The 22,672-nt window shown below is 59.4% G+C and carries 19 protein-coding genes; 8 read left to right on the top strand and 11 right to left on the bottom strand.

The features are described from left to right. The first annotated feature begins 15 nt into the window (after positions 1 to 15). The 4 genes from P5689_RS14395 to P5689_RS14380 are packed head-to-tail and all read left to right on the top strand — an operon-like array spanning position 16 to position 3,690. The gene (locus P5689_RS14395) at positions 16 to 909 is read left to right on the top strand and encodes a carbohydrate ABC transporter permease (RefSeq protein WP_122039412.1); all 894 of its coding nucleotides are present in this window, start codon (positions 16 to 18) and stop codon (positions 907 to 909) included. Position 910: 1 nt separating this feature from the next. After that, complete coding sequence (locus P5689_RS14390) at positions 911 to 1,741, top strand: carbohydrate ABC transporter permease (protein ID WP_205836002.1); 831 nt, start codon at positions 911 to 913, stop codon at positions 1,739 to 1,741. Between the two features lie 54 nt (positions 1,742 to 1,795). Further along, positions 1,796 to 2,899 (top strand): ABC transporter ATP-binding protein, encoded by a 1,104-nt coding sequence (locus P5689_RS14385; protein ID WP_062164488.1) that lies wholly within the window; start codon positions 1,796 to 1,798, stop codon positions 2,897 to 2,899. A gap of 17 nt (positions 2,900 to 2,916) precedes the next feature. After that, positions 2,917 to 3,690 (top strand): SDR family oxidoreductase, encoded by a 774-nt coding sequence (locus P5689_RS14380; RefSeq protein ID WP_285533679.1) that lies wholly within the window; start codon positions 2,917 to 2,919, stop codon positions 3,688 to 3,690. Between the two features lie 137 nt (positions 3,691 to 3,827). Here the strand turns inward: P5689_RS14380 and P5689_RS14375 are convergent, their stop codons facing one another. The 9 genes from P5689_RS14375 to P5689_RS14335 form a co-directional block, all read right to left on the bottom strand. Continuing rightward, a complete protein-coding gene (locus tag P5689_RS14375; protein WP_285533678.1) occupies positions 3,828 to 4,463 on the bottom strand; it encodes a glutathione binding-like protein in 636 nt (211 codons plus the stop codon). 25 nt (positions 4,464 to 4,488) lie between these two features. Then, a complete protein-coding gene (locus P5689_RS14370) occupies positions 4,489 to 5,301 on the bottom strand; it encodes a Cof-type HAD-IIB family hydrolase (RefSeq protein ID WP_285533677.1) in 813 nt (270 codons plus the stop codon). Further along, the gene (locus tag P5689_RS14365) at positions 5,301 to 7,673 is read right to left on the bottom strand and encodes a phosphoketolase family protein (RefSeq protein ID WP_285533676.1); all 2,373 of its coding nucleotides are present in this window, start codon (positions 7,671 to 7,673) and stop codon (positions 5,301 to 5,303) included. Before P5689_RS14365 ends, P5689_RS14370 begins: the two co-directional genes overlap by 1 nt. Before the next feature lie 2 nt (positions 7,674 to 7,675). Further along, positions 7,676 to 8,872 (bottom strand): acetate/propionate family kinase, encoded by a 1,197-nt coding sequence (locus tag P5689_RS14360; RefSeq protein WP_031239880.1) that lies wholly within the window; start codon positions 8,870 to 8,872, stop codon positions 7,676 to 7,678. A gap of 44 nt (positions 8,873 to 8,916) precedes the next feature. Then, a complete protein-coding gene (locus P5689_RS14355) occupies positions 8,917 to 9,141 on the bottom strand; it encodes a hypothetical protein (RefSeq protein WP_285533674.1) in 225 nt (74 codons plus the stop codon). 211 nt (positions 9,142 to 9,352) lie between these two features. Further along, a complete protein-coding gene (locus tag P5689_RS14350) occupies positions 9,353 to 10,699 on the bottom strand; it encodes a DEAD/DEAH box helicase (RefSeq protein WP_285533671.1) in 1,347 nt (448 codons plus the stop codon). A 295-nt stretch (positions 10,700 to 10,994) separates the two neighbouring features. Further along, positions 10,995 to 11,603, bottom strand: a complete 609-nt coding sequence (locus tag P5689_RS14345) for a nitroreductase family protein (protein ID WP_023977327.1) — start codon at positions 11,601 to 11,603, stop codon at positions 10,995 to 10,997. Positions 11,604 to 11,740: 137 nt separating this feature from the next. Continuing rightward, positions 11,741 to 12,340, bottom strand: coding sequence for a methionine biosynthesis protein MetW (metW, locus tag P5689_RS14340; RefSeq protein ID WP_023977328.1), 600 nt, complete (start codon positions 12,338 to 12,340; stop codon positions 11,741 to 11,743). Beyond that, positions 12,330 to 13,520 carry a homoserine O-acetyltransferase gene (locus tag P5689_RS14335; RefSeq protein ID WP_285533905.1) on the bottom strand — a complete coding sequence of 397 codons (1,191 nt, stop codon included), beginning with the start codon at positions 13,518 to 13,520 and terminating at the stop codon, positions 12,330 to 12,332. Before P5689_RS14335 ends, metW begins: the two co-directional genes overlap by 11 nt. Positions 13,521 to 13,946: 426 nt before the next feature. Here P5689_RS14335 and P5689_RS14330 point away from each other — a divergent pair, with 426 nt between their 5' ends. Further along, complete coding sequence (locus tag P5689_RS14330; protein WP_285533668.1) at positions 13,947 to 17,732, top strand: glycoside hydrolase family 99-like domain-containing protein; 3,786 nt, start codon at positions 13,947 to 13,949, stop codon at positions 17,730 to 17,732. 15 nt (positions 17,733 to 17,747) lie between these two features. Here P5689_RS14330 and moaB read toward each other — a convergent pair whose 3' ends face one another. Further along, the gene (gene moaB, locus P5689_RS14325; RefSeq protein WP_285533667.1) at positions 17,748 to 18,278 is read right to left on the bottom strand and encodes a molybdenum cofactor biosynthesis protein B; all 531 of its coding nucleotides are present in this window, start codon (positions 18,276 to 18,278) and stop codon (positions 17,748 to 17,750) included. Between the two features lie 234 nt (positions 18,279 to 18,512). Here moaB and P5689_RS14320 point away from each other — a divergent pair, with 234 nt between their 5' ends. From P5689_RS14320 to P5689_RS14310, 3 genes are all read left to right on the top strand, one after another. Beyond that, complete coding sequence (locus P5689_RS14320) at positions 18,513 to 19,316, top strand: NAD kinase (protein ID WP_023977331.1); 804 nt, start codon at positions 18,513 to 18,515, stop codon at positions 19,314 to 19,316. 26 nt (positions 19,317 to 19,342) lie between these two features. Beyond that, the gene (locus tag P5689_RS14315; protein WP_285533666.1) at positions 19,343 to 20,728 is read left to right on the top strand and encodes an amidase; all 1,386 of its coding nucleotides are present in this window, start codon (positions 19,343 to 19,345) and stop codon (positions 20,726 to 20,728) included. A 220-nt stretch (positions 20,729 to 20,948) separates the two neighbouring features. Next, entirely contained in the window at positions 20,949 to 22,172 is a 1,224-nt protein-coding gene (locus P5689_RS14310; RefSeq protein WP_285533665.1) for an arabinose transporter, read from the top strand. Here the strand turns inward: P5689_RS14310 and P5689_RS14305 are convergent. Then, entirely contained in the window at positions 22,151 to 22,669 is a 519-nt protein-coding gene (locus P5689_RS14305; protein WP_285533664.1) for a hypothetical protein, read from the bottom strand. The two genes, P5689_RS14310 and P5689_RS14305, sit on opposite strands and share 22 nt — an antisense overlap. Positions 22,670 to 22,672 lie beyond the last annotated feature (3 nt).

Below are 22,672 nucleotides of genomic sequence, written 5' to 3'. Positions count from 1 at the left end.
TCGTGGAGCTTGCCTATGGAAGCTGTCATCGCCACACCAGAGCGGGTGAAGCGCAAAGCGGGAGCAGGTGTATTCCTCTCCCCTGCGGTCATCATCCTGCTGATCTGGTCTCTGATCCCCCTCGTCCTGACACTCTGGTATTCGTTCCAGAACTATAATCTGGTCGATCCGACCCTCAAGGGTTTTGCCGGGTTCAGCAATTACGTCTATCTGCTGACTGATCCGGACTTCCTCTATGCGCTGCTGAACACCGTCCTGCTGGTGCTTGGCGTTCTCGTCATCAGCGTTGGCGGCGGTGTGCTGTTGGCTGTGCTGTATGACCAGGATTTCTTCGGGCGCGGCATCGCACGTGTGCTGGTCATCTCGCCGTTCTTCGTCATGCCCACAGTCTCGGCACTGTTGTGGAAAAACCTGATGCTGCACCCGATCTATGGCGTCTACAGCGCCATGATGCGGGCGGTCGGGCTCCAACCCATCGACTGGCTTGCCCATTATCCCATGCAGACAGTCATGATGATTGTTGCCTGGGAGTGGCTGCCTTTCGCCGTGCTTATCCTGCTCACGGCGGTCCAGTCGCTCGACCATGAGCAGAAAGAAGCGGCACGTATGGATGGTGCGGGGCCGATTGCCCGGTTTCGCTACATCATCCTGCCGCATCTGAGCCGCGCCATCACGGTCGTGATCATGATCGAGACCATCTACCTGCTGACCGTATTCGCTGAAATTTCGGTCACGACCTCAGGTGGACCGGGCGTTGCCTCCACCAATCTGGCCTTCCTGATCTATTCACGCGCCCTGCTGCAATTCGATATCGGGGGTGCCTCGGCCGGTGGCGTGATTGCAATCATCATCGCCAACATCATCGCCGCATTCCTCGTTCGTGCGGTCGCCCGCAATCTGGAGGCATGAGATCATGGCCCGGAAAACGCAACTCCTCCCCAAAATCGCGCTCGGTGTCGTCGGCTGGGCCGTCGCGCTATGGATCTTCTTCCCGATCCTCTGGATGGTCCTTACCGGCTTCAAGAGCGAGATGGATGCAATCTCGACACCGCCCCATTTGATCTTCAAGCCGACGCTGCAAAGCTATCACGACGTCTTTGCCCAGGAGAATTACTGGCACTTCACCTTCAACACCGTGTTCATGTCGGTGCTCGCCACTGGCGGCGCACTGCTTCTTGGCGTTCCAGCCGCCTACTCGATGGCCTTTTTCCCCACCAAACGCACACGTGGCACCCTGCTCTGGATGCTCTCGACGCGCATGTTGCCGCCTGTCGGCGTGCTCGTGCCAGTCTATCTGATCGCGCGCTCGACGCACATGCTCGACACGGTGATCGGTCTCGCGATCATCAATCTGCTGACCAACCTGCCGATCATCGTCTGGATGCTTTACACCTTCTTCAAGGAAGTGCCGGTGCCAATCCTTGAGGCCGGACGTATGGACGGGGCCAATCGCTGGCAGGAGATCAGCGTCGTGCTGCTTCCGCTCGCCCTGCCCGGCATTGCCTCTACAGCGCTGCTCTCTCTCATCCTGTGCTGGAACGAGGCCTTCTGGTCGCTCAACCTTACCTCGTCGCGCGCTGCCCCTCTGGCGAGCTTCATTGCTTCGTTCTCGTCGCCTGAGGGACTGTTTTTCGCCAAGCTTTCCGCCGCCTCCACGCTTGCCGTCGCACCGATCCTTGTCTTTGGCTGGTTCAGCCAGAAGCAGCTCGTACGTGGCCTTACGTTTGGCGCCGTGAAATGACCCTCTCTGAAATGACCTTCCCTTACGGCTTCTCACGCTCTTTCGGAGTGAACAATGGCTAAAGTTGAACTGCGCGATATCCGCAAGACCTATCACGCCGAAGAAATCATCAAGGGCGTCTCCCTTGAGATCAATGATGAGGAATTCGTGGTTTTCGTTGGCCCGTCAGGCTGCGGAAAATCCACCCTCCTGCGTATGATCGCTGGACTGGAAGAGATCTCGGGCGGTGACCTGCTGATTGACGGAAAGCGCGTCAATGATGTCGAGCCCGCCAAGCGCGGCCTCGCGATGGTCTTTCAGTCCTATGCGCTCTACCCGCATATGAATGTCTACCAGAACATGGAATTCGGCCTGAAGCTGGCCGGCATGCCGGAAGCCGAACGTCGCCAGAAAATTACCGACGTGGCCAAGACCCTGCAGCTCGATTCCTATCTCAAGCACAAGCCAGGCCAGCTCTCGGGCGGCCAGAGGCAGCGCGTCGCAATCGGCCGTGCCATCGTGCGCAACCCCAAGGTGTTCCTGTTCGACGAGCCCCTTTCCAATCTCGATGCGGCCCTGCGTGGCCAGATGCGTGTCGAGCTTGCCACCCTGCACCGTCGCCTCAAGGCAACAACCATCTACGTCACCCATGATCAGGTTGAAGCCATGACAATGGCTGACAAAATCGTGGTCCTGCAAAAGGGTGTCGTGGAGCAGGTTGGCTCACCGCTCGAGCTCTATCATCACCCCCGCAACCTGTTCGTTGCGCGCTTCATCGGCTCACCGCCAATGAATTTCCTGCCCGTGACCGTGCGCAGCATCGGTGAAGAAGGCATGACCGTTGCCCTCGATCACGGAACGCCCATCACGGTGCCTGTGCTACCGGGTGAGTCTGCTTCTGCCGAAGCCATGACGCTGGGTGTTCGACCAGAACATATCGTGCTCGACCCGCATGGCGAGATCTCAGGTGTGATCCGCATGGTCGAGCGGCTTGGAGCCCTCACGCTCTTGCACGTCGCGCTTCCGGATGGCGCGCTGATTATCGTGCAGACAGATGGCGATCACGGTGGCGAAGTCGATGCCACGGTCGGTCTGCGCCTGCTCTCGGAAAATTGTCACCTCTTCGACGCAAGAGGGATGGCGCTGACGAAGCTCGTGCGCCACCGTCTCGCCGGTTAACAAGAAAGTCACTCCCCATGTATATGGAAAAACTTCGCCTCGATGGTCGTGTTGCAGTCGTCACAGGCGGCGCGCAGAACATCGGTCTGTGCTGTGCCACCGCGCTCGCCGAGGCTGGCGCCCATGTGGTCATTGCCGACCTCGATGCGACCAAGGCGGCTGAATCGGCCAAGAGCCTGACCGATCAGGGTATGAAAGCCTGCAGCGTCGCGATGGATGTCACTTCCGAGAGCAGTGTCTCCCAGGCCGTGGACACCATCGTCCAGCGTCATGGCCGCCTTGATATTCTGGTCGCCAATGCCGGGATGTGCATCTCCGAGGTCAAGGCCGAGGATATGACAGAAGATCAGTGGCTCAAGCAGATCAATGTCAATCTCAACGGCGTATTCCGCTGCTGCCAGGCCGTTGGACGCGTGATGATCAAGCAGAAATCAGGCGCGATTGTTGCAATCGGGTCGATGTCCGGCCTTATCGTCAACCGTCCGCAGGAGCAGGCTGCCTATAACGCTTCGAAGGCAGGCGTGCATCAGTACATTCGCTCACTGGCCGCTGAATGGGCCCCGCATGGCATCCGTGCCAATGCCGTTGCCCCCACCTATATCGAAACCACCCTCACGCGCTTTGGTATGCAGAAGCCCGCACTGTATGACCGCTGGGTCGATGGTACCCCGATGGGCCGCGTTGGACAGCCTGAAGAAGTGGCCTCGGTTGTCCAGTTCCTTGCGTCGGATGCTGCAAGCCTGATGACCGGCTCGATCGTCAGTGTCGATGGTGGCTTTACCGTCTGGTGATCTGACGGGAAACGGGCCGCAACCTGCTTGTTGCGGCCTTGAGCAAAAAAACACCCGGTACCGTAATGGTGCCGGGTGTTTTTCTTTGGAACAGGAGTGGGGGCAAACCCAATGATTCTGCGCCACTGTTTGAGCTCTCAGGACTTCACTTCATCGGCCCGCGCAAGGGCACGCTGCGTGGCCGGTCGAGCCTCGACGATCTCGCGCCAGGCTTTCACCGCAGGGAAGGCTTCGATATCGATCCCCTGTTCTTTCCAGGTGCGCGTCCACGGATAGGTTGCCATATCGGCAATGCCATATTGCTCTCCGCTTACGAAGGCGCTTTCTCTCAGGCGTGTCTCCAGCACAGTATAGAGGCGCTTCGTCTCGTCCTGATAGCGCTTGATGGCGTAAGCGATTTTCTCGGGGGCATAGAGCGTGAAATGATGGTTCTGCCCCAGCATGGGCCCGAAGCCCCCCATCTGCCAGAACAGCCACTCAAGGGTCTTGATCTTTTCACGTGGTGCGGAAGAGAGGAATAATCTAGTTTTCTCGGCCAGATAAAGCAGGATCTCGCCGGACTCAAACACGCTGATCGGCTCACCGCCGTCAGCTGGCGCGTGGTCAACAATCGCGGGCATCTTGTTGTTGGGCGAAATCTTGAGAAATGCGGGCGCGAATTGATCGCCCTTGCTGATATTGACCGGAATGATCCGGTAATCCAGCCCAGCCTCCTCGAGGAAAAGCGTTATCTTGTGGCCATTGGGCGTCGGCCAGTAATACAGATCAATCACGCGTCGAACTCCTGATCACAGTTGATCAGGTGGCAACGTCCCCGAGCACGTAACGTTCGAGCCCGATCGCAAAGCCCTCTTCCTCGCACGAGGTTGAGACATGGGTTGCCGCAGCCTTGACCGTGTCATTCGCCTGCCCCATCGCAATCGACATACCCGTCTTTGCAAACATGAGCATATCGTTGGGCTGGTCTCCCAATGTGACCATCGACGCGGCCGGAATGTCGAACAACGCTTCCAGCGTTGTCACCACGCCGCCCTTGTTGGCCTCGCGATTGGTGACGTCAACATAATAGGGCTGTGAACAAGCGGCTGATGCTGTCTGGCCAAGTGCTTCCTGCAAGTCACGCTCGAGTTTCTGCATTAGCACAGCATCGTCGCTGACACCGGTGATCTTGACCACGTCGTCCAGATGACGGGAGACATCATCTACTCTGGGTGCGAATTTCACCGTCCATTCCTCACGCGAGACATGGGGCGCATCGTGGTCATGAACAAACCAGTCATGGCTCGTATAGACCCAAGGATCGGCCCCATGATCGGTGATGATCTCCAGCACCTGTTCCGCCTGGGTATGCGTCAGGCGTTTGGTTTCGATGACGCTCCAGTCCGGATGGACCAGAACGCCACCATTGAAACCGGCAATCGGCATATCGATTGCCAGCGGTTCAATCAGCATCGCCATGCCGCGAGGCGGTCGCCCGCTTGTCACGGCAAACCGTATACCCCTCTCCCGAAGGGCATGAACGGCGCGGATGGCACGGGGTGTCAGGATCTTGTCCCTGGTCACCAGTGTCCCATCCACGTCAGCGAGGACGAGTTGAACCACTTGCTTCATCAGCCCCGGCTTCCCTGCCACTTCCAGTTGAGGATCTCGGGCATATCCGCACCATACTGGGCAATGTAGCGCTTATGTTCAACAAGCTTGTCGTTGATCATCTGCGTGACATAGGCGGCATGTCCCGACAGGGCCGGAACGCGACGCACGGCGTTCAGTACGATGTGATAGCGATCGAGGTTGTTACGCACGGTCATGTCGAACGGCGTGGTGGTGGTGCCTTCCTCGCGGAAGCCGTGCACATGGAAGTTGGCACGATTGCTGCGACGATAGATCAGACGGTGCACGAGCTGCGGATAGCCATGGAAGGCGAACAGCACAGGCTTGTCCTTGGTGAACAGATTATCGAAGGTCACATCGTCCAAACCGTGCGGGTGCTCGCTCGGCGACTGCAGCGTCATGAGATCGACAACGTTCACGAAACGGACCTTGAGGTCAGGCGTATGCTCGCGGAGCAGTTGCACAGCGGCAAGCGCCTCGACCGTGGGAACGTCACCCGCAGAAGCAATGACCAGATCCGGCTCGAAGCCCTTGTCATTGCTGGCCCACTGCCAGATGCCGATACCCTGGCTGCAATGCGCGATGGCCGCATCGATATCAAGCCACTGATGTTCCGGCTGCTTGCCTGCCACGATCACGTTGATACGATCCCAGCTTTCAAGGCAGCGCTTGGCCACATAGAGCAGGGTGTTCGCATCAGGCGGCAGATACACGCGGGCGATATCGGCCTTCTTGTTCACCACATGATCCATGAACCCCGGATCCTGATGGCTGAAGCCGTTATGATCCTGACGCCAGACATGCGAGGTCAGCAGATAATTGAGCGAAGCGATCGGACGGCGCCACTGAACTTCCTTCGCCGACTTGATCCATTTTGCATGCTGATTGACCATCGAGTCAACCAGATGGACGAAGGCTTCGTAGCACGAGAAGAAGCCATGACGCCCGGTCAGCAGATAGCCTTCGAGCCAACCCTGAATGGTATGCTCGCTCAGAATTTCCATGACGAGGCCATCCGGTGCCAGATGGTCATCATAGGAATACGTCTCGGCCGTCCACGCGCGATTGGTTACCTCGAGGACGTCGTTGAGGCGGTTAGAGTTGTTTTCATCCGGCGACAGCACGCGGAAATTACGGCTCTCAAGGTTCATGCGCATCACATCACGGAGCCATGCTCCGAGAATTCGTGTGCTTTCAGCAAGAACGGCACCGGGCGATGACACGGCAAGAGCGTGGGTCTCGATGTCCGGCATACGAAGCGGACGACGAAGCTGACCACCATTGCCATGAGGATTGTCGCTCATGCGGAGGGTACCCTCCGGCGCCAGAGCGGCAATCTCGGCATGGAGGCGGCCATTCTCGTCAAACAGCGTCTCGGGCTTGTAGCTGCGCATCCAGTCTTCGAGGATCTTCAGGTGGCCTGGCTTTTCCAGATCGGTCAGGGGAACCTGATGGGAACGCCAGTAGCCCTCGCAACGCTGGCCATCGACTTCCTTGGGGCCAGTCCAGCCCTTCGGCGTGCGCATAATGATCATGGGCCAGGTCGGGCGATCCGCGTTGTTTTCGCTGCGCGCGCGCTTCTGGATCTCGGCGATCTTGTCGAAACAGGTGTCCATGGCCTTTGCCATGAGCTGATGCACGGTGTCACGGTCATCGCCGGCAACGATCACCGGATCATAACCATAGCCGCGGAACAGGGCCAGAAGTTCCTCCTCGGGAATACGAGCCAGCACCGTCGGGTTGGCGATCTTGTATCCGTTGAGATGCAGGATCGGCAGAACCGCGCCGTCATTGCGCGGGTCGAGGAACTTGTTGCTGTGCCACGAGGTCGCGAGCGGGCCGGTTTCGGCCTCTCCGTCACCGACAACGCAGGCTACAACCAGATCAGGATTGTCCAGCACGGCGCCATAGGCATGAGAGAGCGAATAGCCGAGCTCACCGCCTTCGTGAATCGAACCAGGGGTAGTCGCAGCCACATGGCTGGGAATACCGCCCGGGAACGAGAACTGCTTGACCAGGCGGCCAACACCCTCGATGTCTTGCGACACTTCCGGGAAATACTCGCTGTACGTGCCTTCGAGATAGGTTGCGGCAACAACACCCGGCGCCCCATGACCCGGGCCCGCAATGAAGAGAATGCTCTTCTGACGCTCCTTGATGATGCGGTTGAGGTGCAGATAGAGCAGCGTGAGGCCTGGCGTGGTTCCGAAATGCCCAAGTAGGCGAGGCTTTACATGCTCCAGCTTGAGTGGATCACGCAGCAGCGGATTATCCAGAAGATAGATCTGCGCGACGGAGAGGTAGTTGGCAGCTTGCCACCACTGATCAAACAGGGCGATCTGTTTTGCAGAGAGCGGACCTTGTACGGTCATGATCACTGTTTTCCTTTCATTATTCTTCTTGTTTGGCGGAAGATCGTTGTTTCTTCATCAGCAGGAATGACGAGCACCGTCACCCTGCCCGATCTCTGACTTATCGTGGGGCGTCCGGCGAGATTGGCGTCTTCGCAAAGCTGCACATCGAGCCATTTCAGCCTTTGACAGACCGCGCGCCTGAACATCGCGTCGTGCTGTCCGATACCCCCGGTAAAGACGATGGCATCCACACCGCCCATCTGGGCAATGAGACCGCCGGCCTGCTGCACGAAGCGCTCGACGAACATCTCCAGCGCAAGCTGAACGTTTTCGTCGGCTTCGTGCTCGCGCAGAACCCGCATGTCGCTGGAGAGCCCTGAAACCCCTTTGAGGCCTGACTGATAATAGAGTGTATCCTGCACTTCGGCTGGCGTCAGGTTCTTCTGCTGCAGCAGATACAGAATAGCGCCGGGGTCAATCGTTCCGCAGCGCGTGCCCATCATAAGACCATCCAGCACGGTGAGCCCCATGGTCGTGGCAATGCTGCGCCCATGCATCAGGGCACACAGGCTCGCGCCGTTTCCGATATGGGCGACAAGAACGCGCTTGGAAGCGATAGCCGGGAAGCGCGCCTCGAGCTCACTGGCGATATAGTCGTAGGAGAGGCCGTGAAACCCGTAAACACGGGCACCATGATCCAGCAGCGTGGCAGGCAACGGCAGGCGTGTGCGCACGGTCGGGATCGTGTGATGGAATGAGGTGTCGAAACAGGCCACCTGCAAAAGATCGGGCTTTTCCTCAAGCAGCAGGCGCATCGGAGCGATGCTCGGGGGCTGATGAAGCGGTGCCAGTGAAATCAGATCATCAAGCCGCCCGAGAACCTCGCCATTGATCGCGGTCGGCCCTTCGAAATAACTGCCGCCATGAACCACACGGTGACCGACTGCGCCGATCTTGCTGCCACTGTCATGGGCCTCGACGAAACTCAGAACGTGCCGGATCATATCCCCATGCGCAGACGCATGTTTGCCGGTCGCCTCGATCACCATGCGCTTGCTGACCCCGTCCGGGGTCCGTGTGGTCAGAACGGCACCCCCAGCCTGATACTCGACCAGACCAGAAAGAAGCCTTTCGCTCGTGCTATCCTCGTCGAACAGGGCGAATTTGATGCTGGATGAACCGGAGTTGAGGGTGAGGATTGTTCTGCTTTGGGACACGTAAGAACCTCGGGTTGCCTGGCCTTATTGCCAGCATCCGAGTGTTAAACCGCGTGATCAACTAATGGTTTTGACATAACATGGCGGTAATCAGGGGTTGGATTGATCCAGATTCCGGAAAACTCAAGTATATCCGGGGTTTTCTTGCCCATCACCCGCAATTCATACACGGATATGTGACATTGATCAGGTTTATCATCTGAAACTGATGCATCTTCGTTACCCAAAATCCGGGCAATCGGGCAAATCGTGCCGCGTGGCACTGTCATATTCGATCGCTGAATTCAGATGAGGATGCTCCGCCCGCTTGGGTCCATACTGCATCTTCAGGGGCCAGCCTGTCGCATTCGGCCATTCAGCGCCGAGCAGGGCGAATGCTTATGTGCAGGCAATGTCGCCCCGCCACTCGAGGTGACGGAGCGGAGAGAAAGCGGTTGCAAGAGGACCTCGATCTATCGAAGGTCCCGGGCTGGCAGTTTATTAGCGCGAACGCGGAGGACGATTTCCCGAAGGCTTACCCCCACCGCCATGACGCGGCGCGCCACCGGGGCGGCCATTGCCGCCACCCGGACGCTGACCACCACCCGGACGACCACCACTGCCTGCGCGCTGCCCTCCACCACGCGGCTGGTTACGGCCACGCCCACCGCCGCCCAGTGCGGGCGGGCGCATTGTGGAATCCTGCGCCTCCTGCGAATGGAAGGGGTGATCGCTCACCACCGGGATTTCCTTGCCAATCAGCTTTTCGATGTCACGCAGCCAGGCGCGCTGCTCCGCATCGCAAAGGGTCACAGCCCATCCATCACGCCCGGCACGTGCGGTGCGCCCGATGCGATGGACATAGCTCTCGGCGATATTGGGCAGATCGTAGTTGAACACATGGCTCACGTCGTCGACGTCGATGCCGCGCGCTGCGATATCAGTCGCGACAAGGACCTTGACCGATCCATCACGGAAACCCGCCATCGCACGCTCACGTGCGCCCTGCGACTTGTTGCCGTGGATTGCCTCGGCGCGGATGCCCTCAGCGTTGAGGAAGTCGGCCACCTTGTTCGCTTCATGCTTCATAAGCGTGAAGACTACAGCGCGCTGGACCTTCTCATTCTTGACCAGCAGCAGTGTTGCGGCGCGCTTGTCCTCGGCCTTCACGAACATCACGGCCTGACGAATGCGGTCGACGGTCGAAGATGGCGGGGTCACCTCTACCTTGGCCGGGTCACGCAGAAGCGAATGCGCAAGCTCCTCGATGGCCTTGGGCATGGTGGCGGAGAACAGGACCGTCTGACGCTCCTTGGGGAGCAGTGCCACGATGCGGCGGATGTCGCGCACGAAGCCCATATCGAGCATGCGATCGGCTTCGTCGAGCACCAGCATCTCGAGATCATGCAGATCGATATGACCCTGACCGATCAGATCGAGCAGGCGGCCGGGTGCCGCAGTCAGCACATCGACGCCACGTCGCATTGCCTCGACCTGCCGCCCCTGGCCGACACCGCCAAAGATGACAGCGTGGCGAAGCTTCATATGACGGGCATAGGCCTTGAAGCTGTCGTCAATCTGGGCTGCCAGCTCACGGGTCGGCGCAAGCACGAGCACGCGGGCACCCTTGGGTGTCAGGGGGCGATGATGGGTTGCAAGACGATGGAGAGCGGGAAGCGCAAAGGCTGCCGTCTTGCCGGTGCCTGTCTGGGCGAGCCCCAGAAGATCGCGCCCCTGCAACAGGTACGGGATGGAGCCTGCCTGAATGGGCGTTGGGTTGGTGTAACCCTCTTCGCTCAGGGCACGCTGAATGGGCATGGCGAGCTGAAGATCGGCAAAACTGGTCATGGTCGAAAACGCCTCCTTGGGCACGAGCGATGCCAACGGGGGCAAGCTCACAGGATGACGTCTCTTGGCCCGGACGTCGTCAGGATAGGAGAAGATCCAGAGACGACATCACAGGCTGCTATGCGGCTGTCACAGGCATGACAGCCGGGCCACCTGCATCAATCCGGACCGGGGAGAGCCCATATAGGCAGAGGCTCTAATTCTTGCAAGCCACACTGCTTACAAAACCGTGATCGATCCGGGTCGATAAAACGCCCGGCATTCTTTCCACATATGGTGAGTGCCGGGCAGTGCTTCAGGCGAACCGATTATGAATGATCGTCTCTTCCAGCGGCAGGTGGCCGCCATGCGGAGGATAATCGCCTGCCTTCTTACCAATAGCGACAAACATAACGACTTCATGATCCTTTGGCAGGTTGATCAACTCGCCAACGGCCTTGAAGTCGAACCCATCCATGGGGCAGCTCTGATAGCCATGAGCCGCTGCGGCAAGCATCAGGGCATACGCCGCCATGCCACATGACCGGATACCCTCGTCGCGCTGCATCTGCTCGTTGCCGGTATAGAATTTCTGGATCATGCCCTCATAGGTCGCCTGCATCTTCTCGGGAGCTTCAGCCCAGTAACGCGCCGGGTTCTTTTCCCAGGCCTTGAAATCGGCGCAGAGCACGATAAGGGCGCTTGCCTCTTCCACCTGCGGCTGGTTCCATGAAACTTCCCGGATTTCCTTGCGCAGCGCAGGGTCCGACACAACGACAAAGCGCCAGTGCTGGATATTGAATGCTGTGGGTGCATGACGCCCTGCATCGAGAATGGCGCGCAATTCATGCTCGGGGATCGTCACATACGGCTCGAAGCGCTTGGTTGCTCGACGTTCGGCTATGGCAGTCAGAATGTCTGTCATGAATAACTCCGCTATCCTGAGAACCCCGGCAGGGTTGTGGAGCTCAGGAAACGCATCATGCAAACACAGGGTTCACGCTCACGTAAAGCGATATTTCGACTAAACTCGTAATATACCTTCGGGACGGATGCGCCCGCTTAACGCTTGCGCAAAAGAAAGAGCGCCTGCTCGCCAAACAGATTGGCCAGGCGGATCGACCGACGCCACGGAGCGCGCTCTCCAGCCTCATCAATGGCCAGCCAGCGATCGATCACATAGCCCTCGCTCTCACACAGCTCGAGAAAGTCCTGAATGGTGCATGGATGGATATTGGGTGTCTCGTACCAGGGCGTATGCCACACCTTGTTCATGGGCATACGCCCACTGAGCAGGATCTGAAGGCGCAGGCGCCAATGGCCGAAATTGGGGAAGGAAACGATCGCATGACGCCCGATGCGCAGCATCTGGCGGAGCACTTCGCGCGGCTTCTCGACCGCCTGAAGCGTGCGTTGCAGCACCACATAATCGAAAGCGTCGTCGGAATAATGGATCAGATCCTGATCGGCATCACCGTGCATGACGGGCAGGCCATGCGCGACCGAACGCGTTACCTCGCGCATGTCGATCTCGATGCCGCGCGCATCGCACTGGCGGGTGCGGAACAGATGATCGATCAGGGCACCATCCCCACTGCCAACATCCAGAACCCGCGTTCCGGGCTCGATCATCTCGGCAATAAGTTGCTGATCAAGACGCATGGCTTGCCTCCTCCACCCTGGCGACAAGCCCAGCCTGTTCCGCAGCGCCATTGATGAAGCCGCGCATGGTACGGTCAAGATCCGGCTCCTCCAGAAGGAACGCATCGTGCCCCCTGTCGCTCTCGATCTCGACAAACGAAACGTTCACTCCCGCCCGGTTCAGGGCACGTGCCAAGAGCCGCGACTGCGATGTTGGGAACAGCCAGTCGGAAGTGAAGGAGATGATGCAAAAGCGCGTCGTGCAATGGCGGAAAGGCGCCGACAGATCGCCATCGTAATCTGCGCTCAGATCGAAATAATCCAGAGCACGCGTAATGGTGAGATAGGAATTGGCATCGAAGCGACGCACGAAACTCGATCCCTGATGTCGCAGATAACTCTCAACCTCGAAAATTTCGCCAAAAAGCGAATTCCCTGACGTGGCAGGCTCCTGAGAAGGAACGGCGTCACGTCGCGTGCGACGACCGAACTTCTGGGTCAGTGCCTCTTCAGACAGATAGGTGATATGGGCCATCATACGGGCCACAGCGAGGCCCTTGGCCGGGATCGTGCCGTGCGCCCAATAGCGACCACCGCACCAGTCGGGATCTCCACAGATCGCCTGGCGGCTCACCTCGTTGAACGCGATGTTCTGGGCGGAATGAAAGGGCGCCGTCGCGATGGGCATTGCGGCACCGACACGCTCGGGGAAACTCGCCACCCATTGCAGCACCTGCATGCCACCCATCGACCCGCCAATAGCGGCGAACAGGCGCTCTATCCCTAGATGATCCAGCAGCTTCGCCTGGGCGAAGACCATATCCCTGATGGTAATGGGCGGAAAATCGGTGCCCCAGGGTTCACCATTGTCTCGAACAGTGCGCGGGCCAGACGAGCCCATACACCCCCCAAGAACATTGACGCAGATAACGAAGAACCGGTCGGTATCGATCGCACGCCCAGGGCCGACAGCACGGCTCCACCACCCCGGCTTGCCGGTAACGGGGTGCGTTTCGGCTACGTACTGGTCGCCTGTCAGCGCATGACACACCAGAATGACATTGTCTCGCCGGGGCGAGAGCCTTCCATAAGCGCAATAGGCGATATCAAGTGGGGCGACATGGGCCCCGCATTCCAGGGTCAGGCCCTCATCGAGCGTGACGCTGAATGAGGTGGGGGATCGTGGGCCCTCTGCGTTCATCGCGGCGCGGTCATTCAGATCATCTGAGACGTTGGGCGTTACCACACTGCCCTTCGATGCGACGGAACTCGCGTTTCCGTTCGCCGCGTGATCATTGGTTGGGCGCATGGCCGGATCGGAATGAAACTGCATGGCCTCGTATCTCGCCAGGTGCGGCGCGCGGTCGATTGAAAGACCGTGCAACGTTGCTGACGGTTTGTGGTGATGACATTCCGTGCCAATGCAGCGGCCCCCCTATTCGGGCCACTCATCGTACGGGCCGGGGAATATGCCACCGTAAACGCTGTGTCGCAATTCCTGCGCGCGTCCCGACCGCAGACTATCCCGCGTGAAGGTTCATACGCTCTCTCACCGATTCAGGGAATTTCTGGCCAGCCACTCTAAGCTGGTTTAATGTTTTTTTAACGAATCGCCGGAGAAGCAAAAATGCCGACAAACCTCAGGATCATTGGCCATTCCGGGCTTTTCGACACGGCCTTCTATCTTTCTCGCAACCCGGATCTCCGCGATATCGGAAGTGGCGCCTTGCAGCACTACCACGCCTCAGGCTGGCGGGAGGGGCGCAAGCCGAACGCCTTTTTCGATCCCGCCTGGTATCTGGCAACGAACCGCGATGTTACCGACGACCCGTTGATCCATTATCTGACCAAAGGCGAATATGAGGGGCGCCGTCCCGTCGCCTGGTTCGATCCGGTCTGGTATCGCCAGGCCAACCTCGTACCCGCCAACGCGAATGCTTTGGCGCATTATCTTGCAAACCGTCAGGCGCCCCATGTGCGGGCGATGCCGGAATTCGACACGGCGTTCTATCTGCGCAGCTACCCCGATGTTGCCGCGTCAGGGATGGACCCGGTCGAGCATTACATGGTGCAGGGATATCGCGAGATACGACGTCCGTTCGAAGGGTTCGACCCGAGCTTCTACCGTATGCGCTATCTGCGTCATCAGCCCGAAACCAATCCCTTCCTCCACTGGCTGGAGCACCGTCATGAGGCAGGGGTGTTTCCCTGCCTGCCCGAACATGAAACCACGACCGCCCGCGAGATCAGACGGCGCACCCAGGCGGGACCGCTTTTCGAAACCCATCATCCCCTGCCCGCCGCGGCCATCCGACGTGCGCGCGTCCTTGCCTACTACCTTCCGCAATTCCATCCGAATGCCGAGAATGACCGCTGGTGGGGGACAGGCTTCACCGAGTGGACCAATCTCTCCCGCGGGGTCCCGCGCTTTGCCGATCATTACCAGCCCCGCATCCCTCGGGATCTGGGACATTATCGTCTGGATAATGAGGCCCCCCTGCGGGAACAGGCGCGTATGGCGCGGCAGAGCGGCATAGAAGGGTTCATCTTCTATCATTACTGGTTCAACAGGAAGCGGCTTCTCGACACGCCGATGGAGACCCTGCTCAACTGTCCGGATATCGACCTTCCCTTCTGTCTCATGTGGGCTAATGAAAGCTGGAGCCGCCGTTGGGATGGCAGCGAGACGGACGTGCTCATCGCACAGGATTATCGGGAGGAGGATGACGAGGCTCTGATAGACGACCTCGCCCGTCATATGCGTGACCCCAGGTACATCCGGCTCGAGACTCACCCTCTTTTCATGATCTATCGTCCGGGAACGATCCCGGAGGCATCCTCGCGCATCGACAGATGGCGCGAGCTGTTTAAGGCCCGTCATAACCTCAGCCCGATCATGATCATGGCCCAGGCCTTTGACGATCATGATCCACGACCGTTCGGGCTCGACGGTGCCATCGAGTTCCCTCCTCACAAGCTCACGCTCGACTGCACACCCATCGAAAACCGGGTGCAGATCCTCGACGAGGACATGACGGCCCGTGTGTACGACTATGCCGAGCTTGTTAGCAAAGCACTCGCCGACCCGGCACCCGAGTTTCCACGCATTCGCACAGTCTGTCCGTCATGGGACAACGACGCGCGGCGTCAGGGTGCCGGTCTCGTCCTCCATGGCTCGACGCCACGGCTTTACGAGGGGTGGTTGAGTGAGACCATATGCCAGGCACGGGCGCATCCGTTTCATGGCGAGGCCATCGTATGCGTGAATGCTTGGAACGAGTGGGCCGAAGGGGCCTATCTGGAGCCCGACATCCATTTCGGCTCTGCCTATCTAAATGCGACAGCCCGGGCTGTGACCGGTTTTCAAAGCTCCTTCGCGCCCCATCGCCTGCTGCTCATCGGACATGACGCGTTTCCAGCCGGGGCGCAGATGCTGCTGCTCTCCATCGGAGAAACCCTGCGCCGCAATCATGGCCTAGAAATCACCTTTATCCTGCTTGGTGGTGGCGACCTTCTCGGGCGCTACCGACAGGTCGGGACGGTCGAGATACTCAAGCCCAATACCAATGCGGGACGGGAACGGCTTCAATCCCTGCACGACGAGGGGTTCACCAACGCGCTGGTCAATAGCGCCGCCTCCACCTGGCTGGTACCAGATCTCGCCAGCGCCGGGATCGAGTTCACGCAGCTCATCCACGAGTTGCCGGGAATGCTCAAGCATCACCATCTGGACGCCCCGCTGGCAACGGCCCGCCTCCTGGCACGGTCTGTTATTGTTCCGGGCGCTCAGCTCACGCGTCTTTGCCCCGAGGCCGTCATTATGCCGCAGGGTCTTTACAACCCGGTCGTCTTTTCCGAGGCAGACCGTCGTCGTGTGCGACTTGCCTATGGGATAGGCAGCGATGCGCTGGTCGTGACCGGCATCGGCTTTGGCGATATCCGCAAAGGCTTCGACCTGTTCCTTCAGCTCTGGCAGATGATCAGAAGCCCAGTCTTTCACGACGCACGTGCCAATCCTCTAGGGGCCAAGAACAACAGTGAAGGATGCAACGACCTGACTGGTCAGACGCGGCCTGTTCATTTCATCTGGGTCGGTGCCATTGATGAAACCCTGTCGCGCGCGCTCTCGGCTGATCTCGAGGCAGCTCAGGTCACGCATTGCTTCCACCTTCCCGGGCGCGTCGAGGATGTGGGACCGTTCCTCTCTGCCGCTGATTTATTCACCCTGACATCACGCGAGGATCCCTATCCCTCGGTGGTGCTGGAAGCTCTGGCTTCTGGCCTTGCCTGCATGGCATTTGCCCGAAATGGCATGATACCGGATCTGCTCGATGACCTGATACGTGAAGGCGATGGGCGCCATGCTGTGATTGCACCGGGCGACCTGCCTGCCACGGCAAACTGGATCCTCTCCCGCCCCCCCCAACACGGCGACGTTCTGGCCGATCGGCTCGAGCGAGGCATCGCGCTCCGGCAGCGTTTCTCTTTTGACCGTTATGTGCGTCAACTGGTGGCGCTGAGCCTGCCCCTCCTGCCCTCAATCTCGGTGGTTGTTCTTTCCTACAACTACGCGCAGTACCTCGCAGCACGCCTGGCCACCATCTTTTCCCAGAACTGCCCGGTCACCGAAATTATCGTCATCGACGATGCTTCCAATGATGGCAGCGCCGCGCTTGCCGAGAAAACAGCAACGTCTTTCGACCGCAGGATCACACTCATCAGACAGACGCGGCAGAGCGGCTCCGTTTTCGCGCAATGGCAGAAGGCCGCCGAGATTGCGACGGGCGAATGGCTATGGATTGCAGAAGCCGATGACCTTTCCGAGCCCGAGTTCCTGGCTGAACTGTCTGCCGTTGCCGCGCAGGCGCCCCAGGCGAGCATGATCTTCTGCGACAGCCGGGCGATTGACAGGGATGGCGTGACAATCTCACCCGACTACAAGGGGTACTACCAGCAGCATGCCGGGCACGATCTGGACCGCGACCTGCTGATGGACGGTGAGAATTTCGTTCGCAATTTTCTCTCGCGCTGCAATCTCATTCTCAATGTCAGCGCAGTCCTGTTCAGACGTGAGGCCTTTGCGGAGGCCTTGACGCGCTGCCGGTCGGATCTGGACAGACTGCGCCTGGCAGGCGATTGGCGGCTTTATGTCGAGATCCTTATGAAGCCCGGGGCGCAGATCGGCTATCTTGCCCGGGCTCTCAACATCCATCGCCGCCATGAGCAGTCTGTGACTGGTGCCCTCGATCTGGCGCGACACCTCGATGAAATCGACACGCTGCACGCTCTGATCGGCCAGAGACTTGGGCGAAACGCCTCTCTCGCATCGAGCCAGGCTCAATACCGTGCAGCGCTCAGGGCGCAGTTCGGCTTGCGTACCCCCCCCAGGAAGAAACGTGCGCGCTTCTCCTGAGCGGCACGCCAGGCCTCAGGCCTCGCACAAACGCGGCATAAGCTCTACGAAATTGCAGGGCTTGTGCCGGCTATCGAGCTGATGCACCAGAATGTCGTTCCAGCCATCGCGCACTGCTCCGGTTGAACCCGGCAAAGCAAAAAGAAAAGTGCCGTTTGCCAACCCGCCGAGCGCACGTGACTGTATGGTGGACGTACCGATCTTGGCATAGGAGAGCATGCGAAAAAGCTCACCAAATCCGGGTATGTCTTTCTCGACCACCTGGGCGAAGGCCTCCGGAGTGACATCCCTGCCCGTGATGCCTGTCCCACCCGTCGTGATCACGACATCCACATCGTCACGGGCTATCCAGGCACGCAGTCGCGAGACAATCTGATCCAGCTCGTCCGGCACAATATCACGTTCGGCCAGTTCATGACCTGCCGCCTGCACATTCTCGGCGAGGATCGCACCCGAACGATCCGTGGCGAGATCGCGGCTATCCGATATGGTCAGGACGGCGATACGACAAGGTATGAAAACGGCCTGCTTATCTGTCTGACTCATGGGGAGAACCTTTTCTGGCTGGGGGCGCTCGAAAGATAGCCAAGGTTGCTCATGCGCGCCAAGAGGGGCAGATGACAGCTGTGGAAACGCGAACGTGTGAGAGCCTGTTGCGATGACCGTCGCCCCCCGTTAGGGTGACTTCGTGTTCCTGACTGGCCCTGTTCGGATAGATGGATTGTTGCGTGTTCTCAGTTTTCCTGGACCGGCTCACTTCCCGCGACACGAGGCTTTGAGATGAGCCTGTCGCCCGCGCCCCAACGATGGTTCAGAGAGCCACCGAGGCGCATTGCCTTTCTTGCCTCCCCGACAGATATCGCCCAGAAAACACGGCAGAGATTCGTGGAGGCCTATGGTGACGCCCCCATAGAAGAGGCCGAGGTAGTCGTCTGCCTCGGTGGAGATGGCTTTCTGCTCGAAGTGCTGCACCGGGTCGCCGAACACGGCATACCGGCCTATGGTCTGAACTGCGGCTCGGTTGGCTTCCTGCTCAACACGGTATCCGATGAGGATCTGGTGTCCCGCCTGACGCGGGCGCAATCCTCGGAACTGCACCCGTTGCGCATGAAGGCCACAGGGCGTGATGGAACGTTGCACGAAGGGATCGCCTTTAATGACGTGTTCCTGTTCCGCCAGACACGCCAGGCGGTGAAGATCAGGATCGAGGTCGATCAACGTGTTCGTCTGCCCGAGCTGATCTGCGATGGCGTAATCGTCGCGACCCCGGCAGGTTCGACCGCCTATAATCTCTCTGCCCACGGGCCAATCGTGCCTCTCACCGCCAATCTTCTGCCTCTCACGCCGATTTCGGCATTCCGGCCACGACGTTGGCGCGGTGCGCTTCTCCCCTCCTCGGCTGTGGTCCGCTTTACGCTGCTGGAACAGGACAAACGTCCCTGCGCGGCAGTCGCTGACTTCCTTGAGGTACGGGATGTGATCGAGGCTGTCGTCAGCGAGGACCGCTCGATCACCGCCACCATTCTTTTCGATCCCGATCATGGCCTTTCCGAGAGGATCATCGCGGAGCAGTTCGCAGAATAAGCAAAACAAACAAGAAGGCGCAGCCAATGAGCAGTCCCGTCACGAAAACAAGTTTCGATCCTCACCCCGATACCCTCATCACGGCGGCACAACGTCTCGCACGTGGCGAAATCACCAGTCGGCAGCTTGTCGAGCACTGCCTGTACAAGATCGAAACCTGTGAGAATGCCCGTACTGCCTTCACGGGTGATTTTTCGGCGGAACGCGCCCGTCAGTATGCCGATGCCGCTGACAGGATCCGTGCCAAGGGTTATCAGGCATCGCCCTGGGCGGGCGTGCCTATCTCGGTGAAAGACCTGTTCGACATCAAGGGTCAGGTGACGCGCGCTGGCTCGACCATTCTAGCGGACCGGCCCCCTGCCCTGAGTGATGCCGAGGCCATCGCGCCGCTCAGGGACGCAGGGTTCATCTTCATCGGCCGCACGCAGATGACGGAATTTGCCTATTCGGGTCTCGGGCTCAACCCACATGGGCCCCAGCCCTGGAACACGCTCATTGACGAGGGCAAGGCCATTCCCGGTGGGTCGAGTTCCGGTGGCGCCGTATCGGTTGCAACTGGTGCGGCCCTCGCGGCTATCGGATCAGATACTGGCGGCTCCTGCCGCATTCCTGCCGCCATGAATGCCCTGACAGGCTATAAGCCGAGCGCTGGCCGCATCAGCCGTGCGGGCATGATCCCGCTCTCCCCCAGCTTCGACAGTGTCGGGAGCATAGCTCGGACGGTCAGCGACTGTGCTCTGCTTGATCATCTTATGGCGGGCGGAAACCCCGGACACTGGTCGGCTCCCGAGCCCGTGGAAAGCGGTTTGCGGCTGCTTCTACCGACATCCTTCGTGCGCAACGATGCAGATGCCCAGGTTCTCGCGGTGTTCGAGACCGTCATGCGCCATCTGGAGAGCGGAGGGATCGAAATCGTTCGACAGCCGCTCCCATTGCTGCAGGACATCGCTGATCTCAACATCCAGGCCCAGATCGTCGCGGCGGAGTCATTCCATTACTTCCACGATGACCTTATCCATCATCCTGACCAGTTCGACCCTCGCGTCAGTGAACGCATGATGATGGGTGAGCACACGAGCGTGCAGACCCTGCGCCAGCTTTTCATAGAGCGACAGAAGCTGATCGCGCGTTTCAACGCCGAAATGTCAGGCTTCGACGCCATGATCTGCCCGACGACCCCGATCCTTCCGCCGCAGATCGCCGCTTGCATCGATCCTGATTCCTACGGGCGGTTCAATCGTCTCGTCCTGCGCAATCCATCCCTTGCCAATCTGCTCGACGGCTGCTCCATCACCCTTCCCCTGAACTGGAAAGGTCTCCCCGCAGGGATCATGCTGACCGCGTGTAACGGTCAGGACAGCAGGGTACAGCGCGTCGCTCGCCGCTGCGAGGCTCGACTCAACGCGTCATAGCACTCTGTACAGCCAGTGTGTGCATGGTGAGATTTTAGGGTCTTCCTATCAGCAATATGAGATAGCCCTTTCACTATAGCGTTATTTGAGCGCCACCCGGACAGAGACTAGCGTCGGCGTCTTTCCATGCCTCCGCACGATACCGGGCCAGGCGCCCGAGGCTGGTTGTCAAATCACGCCGGCGGACCTGCGGGCGGTATGTCGCTCGGGAGTTCGCACAATGACCGCAAATGACGCTTCGGCCCAGTCACTTCTGCCTGAGGCCAGCGCGCGCCATCTTCCGTTTCTGACCATCGCGCTGCTCTTCTCCTATATGGCCGTCGCGATGCCCCTTGCGGTCATTCCCCCTTTCGTGACGTCATGGCCGGGCTATGGCAATGCGCTGGCCGGTATCGCCGTGGGATGCGCGTTTGTTTCGACCATCCTGACCCGCACGATCGCCGGCGCCTTTGCCGATCAGCGGGGCGGTCGGACTGCGATGCGGCTCGGTCTGTGCCTCTACGTGCTGGCGAGCGCGATCTGTTTTGCCTCGAGCCTGAACTTTCTGACGAGACCGCTCGCCTTCGCCCTGCTCATCATTGGGCGACTGCTTCTGGGCGTTGGCGAGAGCTACACACTGGTCGGGATGCATGGCTGGGGTATCGGGCTGACGGGAGCCAAAGGAGCCGGCAAAGTCCTGACCTGGACCGGTGCCGCCATGTACGGAGCCTTCGCCTTCGGCGGACCGATCGGTCTTGAGTTCTACCACCTAAGCGGCTTCCCGGCGCTGATGGCTCTTTGCACCATCCTGCCCTGCCTCGGCCTTGGCATCGTGCAGCGTATTCCCCCGACACCGGTCCTGACAGGAGAGCGGGATTCCTTCTGGCCGGTGCTGGGCATCATACGACCTTATGGGAGCGTCGTCGCATTACAAGGCGTGGGATTTGCCGTATTGGGGGCCTTCCTCTCTGTCTATTTTCTTCATGAGCATTGGCGTTTCGGTAGCCTCGGACTGACCTGTTTCGGTCTGGCCTTCGTGGCGGGACGGCTTCTGTGCGGGCACCTCCCCGACCGTCTCGGCGGGTTGAGGGTGGCGACGATATCTCTAGCTATCGAGGCGATTGGCCAAGGGTGTATCGCCCTGGCGCCCTCACCCTATCTTGCCCTGGCCGGTGCGGTTCTGACCGGGGCAGGCTGCTCGCTTATCTACCCTTCAATGGGCGTCGAGGTGGTCAAGAGGGTATCTGGCCCCATGCGCGCAACGGCGCTGGGCGGTTTCGCCGCCTTTCAGGACCTGTCTTATGCCATCAGCGGGCCGGTAGCCGGTATCGTATCGGATTGTCTCGGCTACGGGGCCATTTTCATCATGGGAATGATCTGCGCACTCGCCGGATTGGCCCTCGTATTCAGATTGGGCAACGCTACGAGAACGAGCAACAGCAATCAGACACCGTTCTCGACATGAAATCGCGAGAAATCGAGCCCCGCAAACAGATCATGAGCCGGAGCCTCACGCGGCAGACGCTTTGAACGGGTCTTCGCGGAGGACTCTGCCCGCTTGGGCGATGATTCCGCCTCAGAGAGGGCGGACGGAACCTTTGGCGCATGCCGCGCCTTGCGCGCGGTGCTCACGCGTGCCACCGGCTCTTCCGCCGGGGAACTGTCAACAGGCTCAGGCTCAGGCTCAGGCTCAGGCTCAGCAGGTGGCAGAAACGCGATGAATGCGCTGAAATCGCCTGTATTAAAACGGGTGGGACGTTCCCCCCGGGCGCGTTGCAACAGCCATCCTTCAAGCACCACCTGCAGATTGCGCTCGGCATCCTCCGCGGCGAGGCCTGATTGCTGTGCAACGAGCTCGGCCAGGAAGGCGATATCATCGGCATTGACGAGATGGGGCGCTGCATCTGTGTCGCGCTTGACAGCCCAGCCAGTCACGTAAGACGCAATATTCTTCGCGAGCATTGA

The organism is Asaia sp. HumB (assembly GCF_030263835.1).
Taxonomy (GTDB): domain Bacteria; phylum Pseudomonadota; class Alphaproteobacteria; order Acetobacterales; family Acetobacteraceae; genus Asaia; species Asaia bogorensis.
This window is presented reverse-complemented; position numbering and strand designations above follow the sequence as displayed.

What these genes read in the sequence shown, in the direction of transcription:
- P5689_RS14345 (WP_023977327.1), bottom strand. Translation starts at nt 11,603, where the DNA reads ATGACAGACATTCTGACTGCCATAGCCGAACGTCGAGCAACCAAGCGC.
- P5689_RS14315 (WP_285533666.1), top strand. Translation starts at nt 19,343, where the DNA reads ATGAGCAGTCCCGTCACGAAAACAAGTTTCGATCCTCACCCCGATACC.
- P5689_RS14330 (WP_285533668.1), top strand. Translation starts at nt 13,947, where the DNA reads ATGCCGACAAACCTCAGGATCATTGGCCATTCCGGGCTTTTCGACACG.
- P5689_RS14305 (WP_285533664.1), bottom strand. Translation starts at nt 22,669, where the DNA reads ATGCTCGCGAAGAATATTGCGTCTTACGTGACTGGCTGGGCTGTCAAG.
- moaB (WP_285533667.1), bottom strand. Translation starts at nt 18,278, where the DNA reads ATGAGTCAGACAGATAAGCAGGCCGTTTTCATACCTTGTCGTATCGCC.
- P5689_RS14380 (WP_285533679.1), top strand. Translation starts at nt 2,917, where the DNA reads ATGTATATGGAAAAACTTCGCCTCGATGGTCGTGTTGCAGTCGTCACA.
- P5689_RS14385 (WP_062164488.1), top strand. Translation starts at nt 1,796, where the DNA reads ATGGCTAAAGTTGAACTGCGCGATATCCGCAAGACCTATCACGCCGAA.
- P5689_RS14355 (WP_285533674.1), bottom strand. Translation starts at nt 9,141, where the DNA reads ATGACAGTGCCACGCGGCACGATTTGCCCGATTGCCCGGATTTTGGGT.
- P5689_RS14310 (WP_285533665.1), top strand. Translation starts at nt 20,949, where the DNA reads ATGACCGCAAATGACGCTTCGGCCCAGTCACTTCTGCCTGAGGCCAGC.
- P5689_RS14395 (WP_122039412.1), top strand. Translation starts at nt 16, where the DNA reads ATGGAAGCTGTCATCGCCACACCAGAGCGGGTGAAGCGCAAAGCGGGA.
- P5689_RS14335 (WP_285533905.1), bottom strand. Translation starts at nt 13,520, where the DNA reads ATGAACGCAGAGGGCCCACGATCCCCCACCTCATTCAGCGTCACGCTC.
- P5689_RS14350 (WP_285533671.1), bottom strand. Translation starts at nt 10,699, where the DNA reads ATGACCAGTTTTGCCGATCTTCAGCTCGCCATGCCCATTCAGCGTGCC.
- metW (WP_023977328.1), bottom strand. Translation starts at nt 12,340, where the DNA reads ATGCGTCTTGATCAGCAACTTATTGCCGAGATGATCGAGCCCGGAACG.
- P5689_RS14370 (WP_285533677.1), bottom strand. Translation starts at nt 5,301, where the DNA reads ATGAAGCAAGTGGTTCAACTCGTCCTCGCTGACGTGGATGGGACACTG.
- P5689_RS14320 (WP_023977331.1), top strand. Translation starts at nt 18,513, where the DNA reads ATGAGCCTGTCGCCCGCGCCCCAACGATGGTTCAGAGAGCCACCGAGG.
- P5689_RS14365 (WP_285533676.1), bottom strand. Translation starts at nt 7,673, where the DNA reads ATGACCGTACAAGGTCCGCTCTCTGCAAAACAGATCGCCCTGTTTGAT.